Source organism: Aquamicrobium soli, from assembly GCF_042646345.1.
Classification (GTDB): Bacteria; Pseudomonadota; Alphaproteobacteria; order Rhizobiales; family Rhizobiaceae; genus Mesorhizobium; species Mesorhizobium soli_A.
On record NZ_JBHRTK010000009.1, the window covers coordinates 129,318 to 144,027 of the forward strand.

The window sequence follows — 14,710 nt, forward strand, 5'->3', positions numbered from 1 at the left end:
TGCTATTGGCTGACCACGCCGGCCGGCGCGGTCTCGATCCTGAAGGCCGCCGAAATCAGCGCCCGAGTATAGTCGGTTTGCGGGTTGTCGAAAATCTGCTCGCAGGGGCCGGCCTCCACCACCTTGCCGCCCCGCATGACGATGACGTCATTGGCCAGCGCCCGCACCACTTTCAGGTCGTGGCTGATGAACAGATAGGCCAGTTCGTGCTTGGCCTGCAGATCGCGCAACAGGTCCACCACCTGCGCCTGCACGCTCATGTCCAGCGCCGAGGTCGGCTCGTCCAGCATGACGAAGCGCGGCTTCAGCACCATGGCGCGCGCGATGGCGATGCGCTGGCGCTGGCCGCCGGAAAATTCGTGCGGATAGCGCACGCGGGTGGCGGGGTCGAGCCCGACTTCCTCCAGCACGTCTATCACGCGCCGGTCGCGTTCGTCGGCATCGAGCTTCGGCTCGTGGATCTTCAGGCCTTCCTCGATGATCTCGGACACCGACATGCGCGGGCTGAGCGAGCCGTAGGGGTCCTGGAAAACGATCTGCAACTCGCTGCGCAGCGGCCGCATGTCGTTGAACGAAAGCTGGTTGATGTCCCTGCCCTCGAAGCGGATGGCGCCCGTCGACGAGATCATGCGCGACAGCGCCAGGCCGAGCGTGGTCTTGCCCGAGCCGGATTCGCCGACCACGCCGACGGTCTGACCGGCGCGCACGGTGACGTCGATGCCGTCCACCGCCTTCACATGGTCCACCACCTTGCGGAAAAAGCCCTGCTTGATCGGGAACCAGACCTTGATGTCCTGCCCCGTCATCACAGGCTTGGCCTGCGGGTCGGCTTTCGGCGCGCGGCCCTTGGGCTCGGCGGCCAGAAGGTGGCGCGTATAGGCGTGCTGCGGGTTGTCGAAAATCTGCTTCGTCGGCCCGGTTTCCACGATCCGGCCCTTGGTCATCACGCAGACGCGGTCGGCGATCTTGCGCACGATGCCGAGGTCGTGGGTGATGAACAGCACCGACATGCCCTTGGCGCGCTTGAGGCGGGCGAGCAGTTCGAGAATCTGCGCCTGCACCGTGACGTCGAGCGCCGTGGTCGGCTCGTCGGCAATCAGCAATTCCGGCTCGTTGGCCAGCGCCATGGCGATCATGACGCGCTGGCGCTGGCCGCCGGAAAGCTGGTGCGGATAGGCGCCGAGCCGCTTTTCCGGCTCGCGGATGCCGACCTCGTTGAGCAGTTCGAGCACCCGCGCCCGCGCCTGTTTCTCACCAAGGCCCTGATGCAGCCGCAGCACCTCGACGATCTGCTGCTCGATGGTATGCAGCGGGTTGAGCGAGGTCATCGGCTCCTGGAAGATCATGGTGATCTTGTTGCCGCGCACGCGCCGGAGGTCCCTTTCGCCGAGCGAAAGCAGGTCCTCGGCGTCGAACAGGATTTGCCCGGAAGGATGGGAGGCGGGCGGATAGGGCAGGAGCTTCAGCACCGACAGCGCCGAGACCGACTTGCCGGAACCGGATTCGCCGACCAGCGCCACCGTCTCGCCCTTGCCGATGTCGAAGGAAATCCGGTCGACGGCGAGCGAGGTCGTGCCGCCTTGCGTGAAGGCGACCGACAGGTCGCGAACGGAAAGCAGGGGTTCGCCGCTCAAATCGCCGCCTCGACGTCGGTCTGGCGAAAATCATCGCCCTTGAACAGAAGCGGCTCGCGTCGCGCCTTGGCGAGCGCATAGGCGAAGCAGTCGCCGAGATTGAGCTTCGCCGGATGGTTGCCCTTTCCAAACTGGCGGTAGGCGTCGCGGGCAAGGCCCGCGTGCTCCGGTTCTACGGCCACCAGATGCACGCCCAGCATTTCGAGCAACGGATCGACCGCCGCCGAAAGCTCGGGCGTTCCGCCGCGGTCCAGCCGCAAGGCGAGTTCCAGATAGTTGACCGGCGACATGACGGCATCGCCTTGATACTCCATCAGGGCATCGCTGTATCGCCTTCGATCCGGCTCCTCGAAGAGGATCGACAATATCGCCGAGGCGTCCACGATCATTTGGGCAGGCCCCATTCGTCGTAGAGATCGGAATGATCGCTGGTGAGGCCCGGTGGTGGTGGCGGCAGTTTCTTCAGGAACTCCTCCAGGTCGTGTTTGCGCCGCTCGATGTCACGCCCTTTGCGAACCCTCTCCAGACGCATTTCCAGCGCATGCTGGATCGCCGAGGTGATGGTTTCGCCCGTCTCCTTCGCCAGTTCGCGGGCCAGCCGCTCGACATGCTCATTCTTGATGTTCATGCCCATGATCGCCTCCATGGTAGAAAGTTGGCGAATTTATACCATGCTCTACGTCTCATTTGAACGTCTTCCGGGGGTCGAAGGCGTCGCGGGTGGCTTCGCCGACGAAGATCAGCAGCGACAGCATGATCGACAGGGTGACGAAGCCGGTGATGCCGAGCCAGGGTGCGTTGAGGTTGCGCTGGCCCTGCTTCAACAATTCGCCGAGCGAGGCCGAGCCCGGCGGCAGGCCGAAGCCCAGGAAATCGAGCGAGGTCAGCGTCGAGATCGAGCCGTTGAGGATGAAGGGCAGGAAGGTCAGCGTCGCCACCATGGCGTTGGGCAGGAGATGGCGGAAGATGATGGTGCGGTTGGGCACGCCGAGCGCGCGCGCCGCGTTGACATATTCGAAATTGCGGGCGCGCAGGAACTCGGCCCGCACCACGCCGACGAAAGCCACCCACGAGAATAAGAGCATGATGCCAAGCAGGATGAAGAAGCCGGGCGGCAGGATGGCGGCGACGATCAGCAACAGGTAGAGCACCGGGATCGCCGACCAGATTTCGATGAAACGCTGGAACAGAAGGTCGATCCAGCCGCCGAAATAGCCCTGGACCGCACCGGCCGACACGCCGAGGACGGCAGAGCCGAGGGTGAGGATCAGCCCGAACAGCACCGACACGCGAAAGCCGTAGATGGCGCGCGCGAGCACGTCCCGCGCCTGGTCGTCGGTGCCGAGCCAGTTCCAGTTGCCGACGATGCAGTCCGGATCGTTCACGCCTTGCGCATACTGGCTGCAACGGGTCTTCTCGTCATATTCCCATGACGGCTTGGCGGGCGCCGCCTCGGGAATGGCATTGTTGACGGTGGTGTAGGAATAGCGGACCGGCGGCCAGACCATCCAGCCGTTGGCCTCGATCTCGTCGCGGATGACAGGATCGCGATAATCCGCCACCGCGTAGAAGCCGCCGAATTTCTCCTCCGGATAATCGACCAGCACGGGGAAAAGGATCTCGCCCTTGTAGGAAGCGATGATCGGCTTGTCGTTGGCGATGAACTCGGAAAACAGCGACAGCACGAACAGGAGAAGAAACAGCCAGAGCGACCAGTAGCCCCGGCGATTGGCCTTGAAATTCTGCCAACGGCGCTGGTTGAGCGGCGAAAGGAACGGCCGCCGCACCTTGCCGCCGTCTGGCTTGTCCGCCGCCGTGGATGCCGCCTGTTCCATCACACATCCCTCCGCTCGAAGTCGATGCGCGGATCGATCCAGGTGTAGGTGAGGTCGGAAATCAGGCTGACGGCGAGCCCGATCAGCGAGAAGATATAGAGGTTGGCGAACACCACCGGATAGTCGCGCTCGACAATGGAGCGGAAGCCGAGCAGGCCGAGCCCGTCCAGCGAGAAGATGTTCTCGATCAAAAGCGAGCCGGTGAAGAAGGCGGAGATGAAAGCGCCAGGAAAGCCGGCGATGACGATCAGCATGGCGTTGCGGAAGACGTGGCCGTAAAGCACCTGTCGCTCCGACAGACCCTTGGCGCGGGCGGTCACCACATACTGCTTGCGGATTTCGTCGAGGAAGGAGTTCTTGGTCAGCAGCGTGGTGGTCGCGAAGGCGGAGAGCGACATCGCCGTCAGCGGCAGCGCCAGATGCCAGAAATAATCGAGGATGCGCTGCGGCCACGAAAGCTCGCGCCAATTGTCGGAGACGAGGCCGCGCAGCGGAAACCAGTCGTAGAAGGAGCCGCCGGCAAACAGCACCATCAACAGGATGGCGAACAGAAAGCCCGGAATGGCGTAGGCGACGATGACGATGCCGCTCGTCCACACGTCGAAGGCCGAGCCGTCGCGAACCGCCTTGCGGATGCCGAGCGGGATCGAGATCAAGTAGGAGATGAGCGTGATCCACAGGCCGAGCGAGATCGACACCGGCATCTTTTCCAAGATCAGGTCGACCACCGAAATGTCGCGGAAATAGCTGTCGCCGAAATCGAAGCGGGCATAATCCCACAGCATCTTGCCGAAGCGCTCGAGTGGCGGCTTGTCGAAGCCGAACTGCTTTTCCAGCTTGGCGATGAACTCGGGATCGAGGCCCTGCGCGCCGCGGTATTTGGAACTGCCCGCGCCACCGCTCCCCATCTCGAAATTGCCGCCGCCCGCATCGCCGCCACCACCGGAGCCGAGCCGGTCGCCGGCGCCGCCGCCGGGCCCGGTCAGGTTGGCGATGACCTGCTCGACCGGACCGCCCGGCGCGAACTGGATGACGGCGAAGGAGATCGCCATGATGCCGAACAGGGTCGGGATCATCAGCAAGAGGCGCCGGAGGATATAGGCGCCCATCAGATCACGCTCCCCACGGAATTTGCCCCGGCGCTACGCTTTCGCTCCGGGCGTTGGTCGTTCGAAAAGCCGAACCGTAGGCTTTTCGCCTGCCTTGCGGACTTTTCCTCACCCCTTGCCAATCTTCGCAGCCTTGTCCTTGTCGAACCACCACAGCGCTTCCACCGGAAAGCCGTAATCGGGCTTCTGCTCGACGAAGCCGAACATGTCCCAATAGGCGGCGCGGTGATTCGCCAGATAGTATGTTGGAATCCAGTCGAGCCGTGCGCGCAAGACCCGGTCGAGCGCCCTCAGCGCCGTCACCAGTTCGTCGCGGCTTTGCGCGGCGCCGGCAGCGGCCACCAGCGCGTCGATGGCCGGGCTTTTGGTGCCGGGGTAGTTGCGCGTGCCCGGCCGGTCGGCGGCGCGCGACGAATAGAGCGTTTCGAGCGAATCCGCGCTCGGCGTCGCGCCGATGGAAATGGCGACCAGGTTGAGGTCGAAGTCGAAATTGTTCTGCCGCTCCTCGAACTGGTTGGAATCCACCAGCCGCACGGAAGCGTCGATGCCGACCGCCTTCATATTGTCGGCCCACGGCGAGGTGATGCGCACCAAAGAATCGTCCTCGGCCAGTATCTCGACGGCGAGCCGCTCGCCCTTGTCGTTGACGACGAAGCCGCCGACGCGCTTCCAGCCGGCCTCGGCCAGCAGCTTCGCCGCCTGGCCGAGCAGCTTGCGGTCGCGCCCGGAGCCGTCGGAGACCGGCTGCATTACCGGCTCGCCGAACACTTCGGGCGGCAGCTCGTTGCGGAACGGCTCCAGCAGCGCCAGTTCCTGCGGCGAAGGCAGGCCTTCGGCGCGGAAATCCGAGCGCTCGAAATTGGATTGCGAACGCTCGTAGGAGCCGGCGAACAAGGTCCGCTTCGTCCATTCGAAATCGAAGCACAGGTCGAGCGCGCGGCGCACCCGCACGTCGCGAAAGCGTTCCCGGCGCTGGTTGATGGCGAACGCCTGCATCGCCGGCCATTTCTCGCCGGGAAACTCGCGCTTGACCACCTTGCCCTGTTTCAGGGCCGGGAAATCGTAGCCGGTCGCCCAGACGCGGGCCACGAACTCCTCGCGGAAGGTGGTGTCGCCCTTCTTGAATGCCTGGAACGCCGCCTGGCGGTCGCGATAGAAGTCGATGCGGATGCGGCCGAAATTGTCCTGGCCGCGGTTGACCGGCAGATCGGCGCCCCAATAGTCGGCGACGCGCTCATATTCGATGAATTCGCCCGCCGAGACCCGCCCGACCTTGTAGGGCCCGGAACCGAGCGGCGCGGTCATCGTCGAGGCCTCGAAATCATTGGTCGCATAATAGGCCTTCGAGACGATCGGCATGCCGACGGCGGTCAGGATGGCCTGGACCGACTGCTTGCCGCTGAACGTCAGCCGCACGGTGTGGTCGTCCAGCGCCACCGCCTCCTTCAACTCGACAAGCGGCAGCAGCAGGTCGGGATGGCCCTTTTCCTTGTAGAGCATGAAGGAGAAGGCGACGTCGTGCGCGGTAAGCGGCGAGCCGTCGTGCCAGCGCGCGGCGGGCCGCAGCGCGAAATCGAAGCTGTTGCGGTCCGCCGACAGGGTGACGCTCTCGGCGAGCAGCCCGTAGACGGCATCCGGCTCGTCCAGCGCGCGTTCCATCAGCGTGTCGAAACACATCTCCATGCGCGGCGGCGCATCGCCCTTCAGGGCAAAGGAATTCAACGTGTTGAAGGTCAGCGGGCTCTGGTTGTAGCCCCAGTTGGGCGGCGCGAAATTCATCGCGCCGCCCTTCGGCGCCTGCGGATTCACATAGGCGAAATGGTCGAAATCGGCGGGGTATTTCAGGTCGCCGAAAGCCGACAAGCCGTGCAGCCTGGTGCCCGTCGCAACGGTGGCGAACGCCCGGCCGGGCAACAGGGCCGAGGCGCCTGCCGCCAGGCCGAGAGCGAGAAAGTCGCGGCGGGGAAGCGCCATCAATTGCCGCTCTTGTATTTGGCGGCCAGCGCCTTTTCCTTGTCCGTATCGATCCACCAGGATTCGATGTCGGCGCCGATATAGGCCGGCTGCTTGTCCGGGATGCCGAACTTGTTCCAGTAGGCCAGCCAGACGACCGAGCGGTGCCATTGCGGCACCACGTAGTAGTTCCACAACAGCACCCGGTCGAGCGCGTGGGTGGCGGTGACGAGGTCGGCGCGGTCGGTGGCGTAGATGATGCGGTCGATCAGCGCGTCGACCACCGGATTCTTGATGCCCATCAGGTTGCGCGAGCCGGGCGTGTCGGCGGCCTTCGAACTCCAGAAATCGCGCTGCTCGTTGCCGGGCGAATCGGACTGGCCGAACATGCTGGTCACCACGTCGAAGTCGAAACTGCGCACCCGGTTCACATACTGGCTCGGATCGACGATGCGCAGCGAGGCGCTGATGCCGATCTTCTTCAGGTTGTCGAGGAACGGATTGGCGATGACTTCGTCGGTCGGGTCGCGGCCGAGGATTTCCAGACGGAAGGGTTCGCCGCTCTGCGCGTTGACCATCTTGCCGCTCTTGATCACCCAGCCGGCCTGCTCGAACAGCTTGACCGCCTGACCGAGGTTGCGGCGCTCGGACTGCGGCGAATCATAGACCGGCAGCTTGAAGGCCTGGGTGAACAGTTCCGGCGGCAATTGCGAGCGATAGGGCTCGAGGATCTTCACCTCCTCCGGCGACGGCAGCCCGCTGGACGCCAGTTCCGTGCCCTGGAAATAGCTGGTCGTGCGGGTGTTGTAGCCATAGAAAAGCGTGCGGTTCATGCTCTCGAAGTCGAGCGCATAGGTCAGCGCCTCGCGCACCCGGCGATCCTGGAACTGCGGGCGCCGCTGGTTCAGCACGAAGCCCTGCATCGGTTCCGGCGAAGCCGTCTTGAATTCCTTCTTGATGACGTCGCCCGCCTTCAGCGCCGGAAAATTGTAGGCCGTGGCCCAGCGCCGCGAACTGTTCTCCGGCTTGATGTCCTCCAGCCCGCCCTTGGTGAAGGCCAGCCACTCGGCGTTGTCGTCCTGGATGTAGACGTAGCGCCGGATGTCGAAATTCTCGCGGCCGAGCTTCACCGGCAGCTTCACGCCCCAATAGTCGGGCACCCGCTCCCAGACGATCTCGGAACCCGGCTTGAAGCTCTTGATCCTGTAGGCGGCCGAGCCCAGCGGCGGCTCCAGCGTGGGCTTCGATATATCGCGCTTGTTGCCCTTGGCGTCGGTGCCTTCCCACCAGTGCTTCGGCAGGACGACGAGGCCGCCCAGGATCTGCGGCAGCTCGCGGTTGCCCTTCTGGTTGAAATGGAACTCGACCTCGTGGTCCGACACCGCCACCGCTTCGGTGACGTTTTCGAAATAGCGGTTGTACATCGGGCTGTTCTTCTTCAGCACGTTGAACGACCAGATGACGTCGTCCACGGTGATCGGCGTCCCGTCGTGCCATCTGGCCCGCGGATCGAGCCGGTAGGTGGCGGAGGAATAGTCCGGCGGATATTTATAGGCTTCGGCGACCAGTGGGTGGTTGACCGAGCCCTCGTCCGTCGCCTGCTCCATCAGCGTGTCGTAGAGCAGGCCGCCGCCGAAGGCGGCAAAGCCGGCGCCGGCCGCGCCCTGGACGATATAGGGATTGAAGCTGTCGAAAGCACCGCTGACCACGGTGTTCAGCGTGCCGCCCTTCGGCGCGTCGGGATTGACGTAGTCGTAGCGCTGGAAATCGTCGCCATATTTGGATTCGCCGATCAGCGAGGAGGTCGTGCGCCACTCGTCGGCCGCCGCCGTGGCCAGCGAGCCCGCGAGCATGAGCACCGCGAGCATGGACATGAACAACGACGAAACCCGGCAAATCCGCATGTGCATCCCTTTTACCCTGTCCGCAATCTAGCCCATTCGCCGCACAAGGGAACCGGCTGGACCGGTTTTGCCGCGACAAACAAAAAAGCCGGGCAGAACCCGGCTTTTTCAAGGATTTTCGTCAGAAGAGCCTGTTATTGCGCCGGCGCCGGCGCAGCTCCTTCCGCAGGAGCCGGGGCTGCGCCCTCGGCAGGAGCGGCCGCACCGCCTTCGGCAGGCGCAGCAGCGCCGGCATCGGCAGCGCCGGGCTGCGGCAGCGGAACCGGGTTATCCGACAGCGTGTGCAAGTAGGCGATCAGGTCGGCGCGCTCGTCGTCCTTCTTGATGCCGGCAAAGCCCATGGCCGTGCCCTTCACGAAATTCTTCGGCGAGGTCAGGAAGTGGTTGAGGTTGTCGAACGTCCACTTCTCGCTGCCGCCCTTGGAAAAGTCCTTCATGCCGGCCGAATAGGCAAAGCCCTCATGCTCGGCCACCGGGCGGTCGACGACATCCCACAGGTCGGGACCGACCTTGTTCGGGCCGCCCTTTTCACCGGAGTGGCAAGCCTGGCACTTCTTGAAGACGGCCTCGCCCTTGGCCGGGTCGGCCTTCGCCAGCAGATCGGCGATCGGAACCGCCTTCTCGGCAGCAGCCTCGCCGCCGCCTTCGGTCGGTTCCGCCGCCTCGATCACGAAGCCCGGCTTTTCCGGCGCCTGTTCGGCGAACAGGGCGTCGGAGGCAATGCCGACGGAAAAGACGACGAAAACGGTCCCCAGCAGGCCGCCGATCACTTTGTTGACTTCAAAAGAGTCCATGTACCCCAGGCTCCTGTTCCGGATAGGCCGATCCACCCGGCCTGTCCGTACGGCATCGCGACCCACCCCTCCGAGCTGGTCAAATCGGGCGGAAACTAGGTCTTTTGCTCTGGCGTTGCAACACCTATAAGAGCGCTTCCAGTGAGACTTTTTGACACTTTCCACCCGCCCGCCACGATCCGCACCGCCCATGTCCATTCTCGTCCTGATCCCGGCCCGCATGGCCTCGACCCGCCTGCCCGGCAAGCCGCTGGCCGATATCGCCGGCAGCCCGATGATCGTGCATGTCGCGCGCCGCGCCGCCGAGGCCGGGCTCGGCCGGGTCGTGGTCGCCACCGATACGCCGGCGGTGGCCGAGGCCGTGCGCGCCCATGGCTTCGAAGCCGTGATGACGCGCGCCGACCACGAATCGGGCTCCGACCGCATTTTCGAGGCGCTGGGCGCGGTGGATCCCGGCGGCAAGGTCGAGACCATCGTCAACGTGCAGGGCGACTTGCCGACGATCGATCCGGCGATCATCGGGGCGGCGCTGCGGCCTTTCGCCGAGCCGTCCGTCGACATCGCCACGCTCGGCGTCGAGATCGCCGACGCGGCGGAAAAGACCAACCCCAACGTCGTCAAGATCGTCGGTTCGCCGCTGTCGACAACACGACTCCGGGCGCTTTACTTCACCCGCGCCACCGCCCCCTGGGGCGAGGGGCCGCTCTATCACCACGTCGGCCTCTACGCCTACCGGCGCGCGGCGCTCGAGCGGTTCGTGGCGCTGAAGCCGTCGCCGCTGGAGCAGCGCGAGCGCCTGGAACAGCTTCGCGCGCTGGAAGCCGGGATGCGCATCGACGCCGAGATCGTGAGCTCGCTGCCGCTCGGCGTCGATACGCCGCAAGACCTCGAACGCGCCCGCCAGATTCTGTCAACATAACTTCGAAAAGACCCGTCTCATGCCAGAAAAAACCAACAAGATAGCTTTCCAGGGAGAGCCGGGCGCCAATTCCGATACCGCGTGCCGCAACGTCTATCCGTCGATGGTGCCGCTGCCCTGCCCGAGCTTCGAGGACGCCTTCAACGCCGTCGAGACCGGCAAGGCCGACCTCGCCATGATCCCGATCGAGAACACGATCGCCGGCCGGGTCGCCGACATCCATCACCTGCTGCCGGAATCGAAGCTGCACATCATCGGCGAATATTTCCTGCCGATCCATTTCCAGCTGATGGTGCTGCGGGGCGTGAAGCGCGAGGAAATCCGGAGCGTGCACACCCATATCCACGCGCTCGGCCAGTGCCGCAAATACATCCGCAAGAACGGCTGGAAGCCGATGGTGGCGGGCGATACGGCGGGGGCGGCCAAGCTGGTCAGCGAAGTGAAGGACCGCACCATGGCAGCGCTGGCGCCGGCGCTGGCCGCCGAACTCTACGGCCTCGACGTGATCGAGGAAAATGTCGAGGACACCGAGAACAACATTACCCGCTTCGTCGTCCTGTCCAAGGCCAAGCACTGGGCCGAGCGCACGGGCGACGCCGACATGATGACGACCTTCGTGTTCAAGGTGCGCAACGTGCCGGCGGCGCTCTACAAGGCGATGGGCGGCTTTGCCACCAACGGCGTCAACATGACCAAGCTGGAGAGTTACCAGCTCGACGGCGGCTTCACCGCGACCCAGTTCTACGCCGACATCGAAGGCCATCCGGACGACGCCCATGTCGCGCTGGCGCTGGAGGAACTGCGCTTCTTCTCCCGCGAGGTGCGCATCCTCGGCGTCTACGAGGCCAACGAATACCGCGCCGCGCGCGGCACCCGCTACTGAGGCTTATTCGCTCTCCACCCAGCTTCGGATCAGGTGGTGGGCGATGGCCCCCCTGGGCGGCGTGATCAGGCCGCCGGCATGGCCGCGCTCCAGCATCGAGCGCACCTCGTCGCGGAAAAACCAGCGGCAGTCCTCCAGTTCGCCGAGGTCGGGGCGGATTTCCTTCTCCAGCGGCTCGCCGAAGCAGCCGATCATCAGCGAATAGGGAAACGGCCAGGGCTGGCTGGCGTGATAGACGACACGGCCGAGGCGGATGCCGGCCTCCTCCAGCGTCTCGCGCCGCACCGCCGCCTCGATGGTCTCGCCCGGCTCGATGAAGCCGGCAAGTGCGGAATACATGCCCGGCGCGAAATGCGGGCTGCGGCCGAGCAGGCATTTTTCGCGCGTCACCGTCAGCATGATCGCGACCGGATCTGTGCGCGGGAAATGGTCCGCGCCGCAGGACGGGCAATGGCGCCGGTAGCCGCCGGCGCGCATCACCGTCTCGGTGCCGCAACGGCCGCAGAAGCGGTGATTGACGTTCCACGCCAGCAGCGAGGCCGCCTGCGCCAGCGCGCCGACGGATTCCTCGTCGACGAGCCCCTGCGAATAGACCGAGCGGTAGTCGGACGCCTTGAGCGTTTCGGGCAGGCTGTCGAGAGCAAGCGCGGAAGGCGCCGCCAGCACCGGGCCGGCTGAGGAGAGGCCGAGAAGGATGATCTCAGCGAGCTTGGCGCCGTGCGCCTCGCCTTCGGCAAGGCTGAACCAGCAGTCGAATCCCTCGCCCTGCGCCTTCAGGAACAGCTTGTTTTCGCCGATCAGCATGAGGCGGGCGCGGGGATCGGCCAGCGCCACCTGCACGCAATCGTCGGGCCGGTTCTCCGACTGCCGGTCGATCCGGTTGCCGGAAAAGCCGACGAACTGGCTCGGCTCACGCGGGGACGCGTCAAATAAACGAAAAACCATCTTGTCGGGGACTCGCGAAGGGGCTGGGGGTCGGTTTATAGCGCTGCCTTGACGGATTCGGCAAACTTGCGGAGGTCGGCGACCTTGTAGGGTTCGCGCAGGCCATGGCCCCAGACCGGACCCGGCCAGCCGCTGTCGCCTTCCGAGCGGGCCACCACATGGACGTGCAGCTGGCGCACGATATTGCCGAGCGCGCCGGTGTTGATCTTGGTGCAGCCGGTCACCCGTTTCAGCGCCTGCGCCACCATATTGGCCTCGAAGGTCAGCATCGCCTGGTCCAAGGGCGTCATGTCGTGGAGTTCCTCGATGCCCGGCCGCTGCGGCACCAGGATCAGCCACGGCCAGCGGCTGTCGTTCATCACGCGAAGCTCGCACAGGCCGAGCCACATCAGGGGCTCGCTGTCCGCTTCCAGCCTTCGGTCGAGCGAGAAACCTGCCTTCAGGCCCGCCATCATCGGCATTTCCCCTCTTGAAACGCTGAAAACCGGTCGAGGCTATTTCGGCATCGGCGGCATCGCAAGCGATTCGTTGGCTTTGAAGCGGGATACGGAACGATTTCGCTTCGCCCTTGCATTCCTGCCGCGAATTTCCGATATGGAAGCCGGGAGGTTGGTGGTGGACGATCCACTCGCCAACCGGGTCAGGTCCGGAAGGAAGCAGCCCTAACGAGCCCGGAACGGGTCATTGTTCCAGCCTCCCACCTTCTCATCACCCGCGACATTGACGCCGTGCCGGCGCGCGGGCGAAACTCTATCGTCGGAATCGGCTGCGCGAGACATTACCGGGGAGCGGAACGGACGGGATGAGTGAAGCCGGAGAAAACGACAAGACCCGCAGCGGCCCGCCGAAGGACGCCGCCTACCGGGTTCTGGCGCGGAAATACCGGCCGTCGAACTTTTCCGAACTGATCGGCCAGGAGCCGATGGTCAGGACGCTGACCAACGCCTTCGCCACCGGCCGCATCGCGCAGGCGTGGATGCTGACGGGCGTGCGCGGCGTCGGCAAGACCACCACGGCGCGCATCCTGGCGCGCGCGCTGAACTACAGAAGTGCGACCGTCGACCAGCCGACCGTCGACCTCGCCGTGCCCGGCGAGCACTGCCAGGCGATCATGGAAGGCCGCCACGTCGACGTCATCGAGATGGACGCGGCCTCGCATACGGGCATCGACGATATCCGCGACATCATCGACCGCGTGCGCTACGCACCGGTTTCGGCGCGCTACAAGGTCTATATCATCGACGAAGTGCACATGCTCTCCAACCAGGCCTTCAACGGCCTGCTGAAAACGCTGGAAGAGCCGCCGCCGCACGTCAAATTCATCTTCGCCACCACCGAAATCCGCAAAGTGCCGATCACCGTCCTGTCGCGCTGCCAGCGCTTCGACCTCAGGCGCATCGACGCCGGGGCGCTGACGGCGCACCTGTCGGCGATCTCGGAGAAGGAAGGCATCGCCATCGACGACGAGGCGCTGGCGATGATCGCGCGCGCGGCGGAAGGTTCGGCGCGCGATTCGCTCTCCATCCTCGACCAGGCGATCGCCCATAGCGGTGGCACCGCGGGCGGGATGGTGAGCGCAGCGGAAGTGCGAGCCATGCTCGGCCTCGCCGACCGGGCGCGCATCGTCGACCTGTTCGAGCACGTCATGAAGGGCGACGTGGCGGCCGCTCTCGCCGAATTCCGCGCCCAGTACGATACCGGGGCCGACCCGGCCACGGTGCTCGCCGACCTCGCCGAATTCAACCATCTGGTCACCCGCCTGCGCTTCGTGCCGGAAGCGGCCGACGACGCCTCACTGTCGCAGGACGAGCGCAGCCGGGGCGCCGCTTTTGCCCAGGCGCTGTCGGTGCGGGTGCTGTCGCGCAGCTGGCAGATGCTGCTGAAGGGCATTCCCGAGGTGCAGAGCTCCAACCGGCCGGTCAGCGCTGCCGAAATGGTGCTGATCCGGCTCGCGCACGCGGCCGACCTGCCGACCCTGGACGAGGCGCTGAAAACGCTGGAGGACGGCGGGGTTCCGCTCGCCGCCGATACCCGGCGCGGCGGCATGCCCACCACCTCCGGCCCGGCCGCTCCCGCACCGGCCCCGTCCGGCGGCACCAGCGCGGTCGCTTCCGCCCAGATGCCCGCAAGCGGCGGCGCGGCGCAGACGATGCGGCTGGTGAGCGCGCCCGAGCCCACCGCACTTGCCGTCCCGCCGCAGCCGGAGCCCGAAACGCCCCCGGCCGTGCCGGTGAAATCGCTGGCCGATATCGTCGCCCTCGCCGAGAGCCACCGCGACCAGCTCCTCAAGGTAAACCTGAAGTCGCATGTGCGGCATCTGAAGGTCGGCCCCGGAAGGCTGGATGTCGGCCTCACCGAAACGGCCCCTAAGACGCTGCTTGGCGAGTTGAAGAGCAGGCTGGAGAGCTGGACCGGCCAACGGTGGATGGTCTCGCTGTCGAATGAAGCGGGCGGCCAGACGCTTGCCGAGGCGGAGGCTGCCCGGCGCGAGACCGCGCTCATGGACGCCCGCGCGGACCCCGCCGTCGCCGCCGTGCTGGCGCGCTTTCCGGGCGCCAGGATCATCGACGTGCGCATTCCCGATGCGCCGGATGCCGAAGACGCAGACGACTCCGCGCCGGTCGAGCCGGCGCCGGACGAAGACGACGAAAGCTAGGACGCGCGCGATTTCCGAAAACCGCTGGTTTCGGGATCGTGCCTTGAGACGACAAGACAACCGGCAAAGGATCGGATG

13 protein-coding genes and 1 other RNA gene are annotated in these 14,710 nt (G+C 65.2%); 4 read left to right on the forward strand and 10 right to left on the reverse strand.

What is annotated here, in order from left to right; genetic code table 11:
• Positions 1–2 precede the first annotated feature (2 nt).
• The 8 genes from ACFOHJ_RS07410 to ACFOHJ_RS07445 all read right to left on the reverse strand — a co-directional run bounded on the left by ACFOHJ_RS07410 (position 3) and on the right by ACFOHJ_RS07445 (position 9,229).
• Complete coding sequence (locus ACFOHJ_RS07410) at positions 3–1,634, reverse strand: ABC transporter ATP-binding protein (protein ID WP_378219845.1); 1,632 nt, start codon at positions 1,632–1,634, stop codon at positions 3–5.
• A complete protein-coding gene (locus ACFOHJ_RS07415; RefSeq protein WP_378219846.1) occupies positions 1,631–2,023 on the reverse strand; it encodes a type II toxin-antitoxin system VapC family toxin in 393 nt (130 codons plus the stop codon). Before ACFOHJ_RS07415 ends, ACFOHJ_RS07410 begins: the two co-directional genes overlap by 4 nt.
• A complete protein-coding gene (locus ACFOHJ_RS07420; protein WP_378219847.1) occupies positions 2,020–2,268 on the reverse strand; it encodes a type II toxin-antitoxin system VapB family antitoxin in 249 nt (82 codons plus the stop codon). Before ACFOHJ_RS07420 ends, ACFOHJ_RS07415 begins: the two co-directional genes overlap by 4 nt.
• Positions 2,269–2,317: 49 nt before the next feature.
• Entirely contained in the window at positions 2,318–3,469 is a 1,152-nt protein-coding gene (locus ACFOHJ_RS07425) for an ABC transporter permease (protein WP_378219848.1), read from the reverse strand.
• Positions 3,469–4,578, reverse strand: coding sequence for a microcin C ABC transporter permease YejB (locus ACFOHJ_RS07430; protein WP_378219849.1), 1,110 nt, complete (start codon positions 4,576–4,578; stop codon positions 3,469–3,471). Before ACFOHJ_RS07430 ends, ACFOHJ_RS07425 begins: the two co-directional genes overlap by 1 nt.
• A gap of 108 nt (positions 4,579–4,686) precedes the next feature.
• A complete protein-coding gene (locus ACFOHJ_RS07435) occupies positions 4,687–6,555 on the reverse strand; it encodes an extracellular solute-binding protein (RefSeq protein ID WP_378219850.1) in 1,869 nt (622 codons plus the stop codon).
• Positions 6,552–8,405 (reverse strand): extracellular solute-binding protein, encoded by a 1,854-nt coding sequence (locus tag ACFOHJ_RS07440; RefSeq protein WP_378219851.1) that lies wholly within the window; start codon positions 8,403–8,405, stop codon positions 6,552–6,554. The genes ACFOHJ_RS07435 and ACFOHJ_RS07440 overlap by 4 nt, the downstream gene beginning before the upstream one ends.
• Positions 8,406–8,569: 164 nt before the next feature.
• Positions 8,570–9,229 carry a c-type cytochrome gene (locus ACFOHJ_RS07445; protein WP_378219852.1) on the reverse strand — a complete coding sequence of 220 codons (660 nt, stop codon included), beginning with the start codon at positions 9,227–9,229 and terminating at the stop codon, positions 8,570–8,572.
• Positions 9,230–9,419: 190 nt separating this feature from the next.
• On the opposite strand from ACFOHJ_RS07445, the gene ACFOHJ_RS07450 reads away from it, so the two are divergent.
• Together ACFOHJ_RS07450 and ACFOHJ_RS07455 are read left to right on the forward strand one after the other, a co-directional pair.
• Positions 9,420–10,148, forward strand: a complete 729-nt coding sequence (locus ACFOHJ_RS07450) for a 3-deoxy-manno-octulosonate cytidylyltransferase (protein ID WP_378219853.1) — start codon at positions 9,420–9,422, stop codon at positions 10,146–10,148.
• Between the two features lie 19 nt (positions 10,149–10,167).
• Positions 10,168–11,031 carry a prephenate dehydratase gene (locus ACFOHJ_RS07455; protein WP_378219854.1) on the forward strand — a complete coding sequence of 288 codons (864 nt, stop codon included), beginning with the start codon at positions 10,168–10,170 and terminating at the stop codon, positions 11,029–11,031.
• Positions 11,032–11,034: 3 nt separating this feature from the next.
• Here ACFOHJ_RS07455 and nudC read toward each other — a convergent pair whose 3' ends face one another.
• On the reverse strand, positions 11,035–11,976 hold the full coding sequence (gene nudC / locus ACFOHJ_RS07460) for an NAD(+) diphosphatase (RefSeq protein ID WP_378219855.1): 942 nt from the start codon (positions 11,974–11,976) through the stop codon (positions 11,035–11,037).
• A 35-nt stretch (positions 11,977–12,011) separates the two neighbouring features.
• Entirely contained in the window at positions 12,012–12,431 is a 420-nt protein-coding gene (locus tag ACFOHJ_RS07465; protein ID WP_378219856.1) for an HIT domain-containing protein, read from the reverse strand.
• A 149-nt stretch (positions 12,432–12,580) separates the two neighbouring features.
• On the opposite strand from ACFOHJ_RS07465, the gene ffs reads away from it, so the two are divergent.
• Positions 12,581–12,677, forward strand: an RNA gene (ffs, locus tag ACFOHJ_RS07470) — signal recognition particle sRNA small type.
• Positions 12,678–12,778: 101 nt separating this feature from the next.
• The gene (locus tag ACFOHJ_RS07475; RefSeq protein ID WP_378219857.1) at positions 12,779–14,632 is read left to right on the forward strand and encodes a DNA polymerase III subunit gamma/tau; all 1,854 of its coding nucleotides are present in this window, start codon (positions 12,779–12,781) and stop codon (positions 14,630–14,632) included.
• Positions 14,633–14,710 lie beyond the last annotated feature (78 nt).

Bases quoted from the DNA above. Each gene is read 5' to 3' on its own strand.
- ACFOHJ_RS07455 (WP_378219854.1), top strand. From the start codon at position 10,168: ATGCCAGAAAAAACCAACAAGATAGCTTTCCAGGGAGAGCCGGGCGCC.
- nudC (WP_378219855.1), bottom strand. From the start codon at position 11,976: ATGGTTTTTCGTTTATTTGACGCGTCCCCGCGTGAGCCGAGCCAGTTC.
- ACFOHJ_RS07465 (WP_378219856.1), bottom strand. From the start codon at position 12,431: ATGATGGCGGGCCTGAAGGCAGGTTTCTCGCTCGACCGAAGGCTGGAA.
- ACFOHJ_RS07425 (WP_378219848.1), bottom strand. From the start codon at position 3,469: ATGGAACAGGCGGCATCCACGGCGGCGGACAAGCCAGACGGCGGCAAG.
- ACFOHJ_RS07420 (WP_378219847.1), bottom strand. From the start codon at position 2,268: ATGGGCATGAACATCAAGAATGAGCATGTCGAGCGGCTGGCCCGCGAA.
- ACFOHJ_RS07445 (WP_378219852.1), bottom strand. From the start codon at position 9,229: ATGGACTCTTTTGAAGTCAACAAAGTGATCGGCGGCCTGCTGGGGACC.
- ACFOHJ_RS07415 (WP_378219846.1), bottom strand. From the start codon at position 2,023: ATGATCGTGGACGCCTCGGCGATATTGTCGATCCTCTTCGAGGAGCCG.
- ACFOHJ_RS07475 (WP_378219857.1), top strand. From the start codon at position 12,779: ATGAGTGAAGCCGGAGAAAACGACAAGACCCGCAGCGGCCCGCCGAAG.
- ACFOHJ_RS07450 (WP_378219853.1), top strand. From the start codon at position 9,420: ATGTCCATTCTCGTCCTGATCCCGGCCCGCATGGCCTCGACCCGCCTG.
- ACFOHJ_RS07440 (WP_378219851.1), bottom strand. From the start codon at position 8,405: ATGTCCATGCTCGCGGTGCTCATGCTCGCGGGCTCGCTGGCCACGGCG.
- ACFOHJ_RS07430 (WP_378219849.1), bottom strand. From the start codon at position 4,578: ATGGGCGCCTATATCCTCCGGCGCCTCTTGCTGATGATCCCGACCCTG.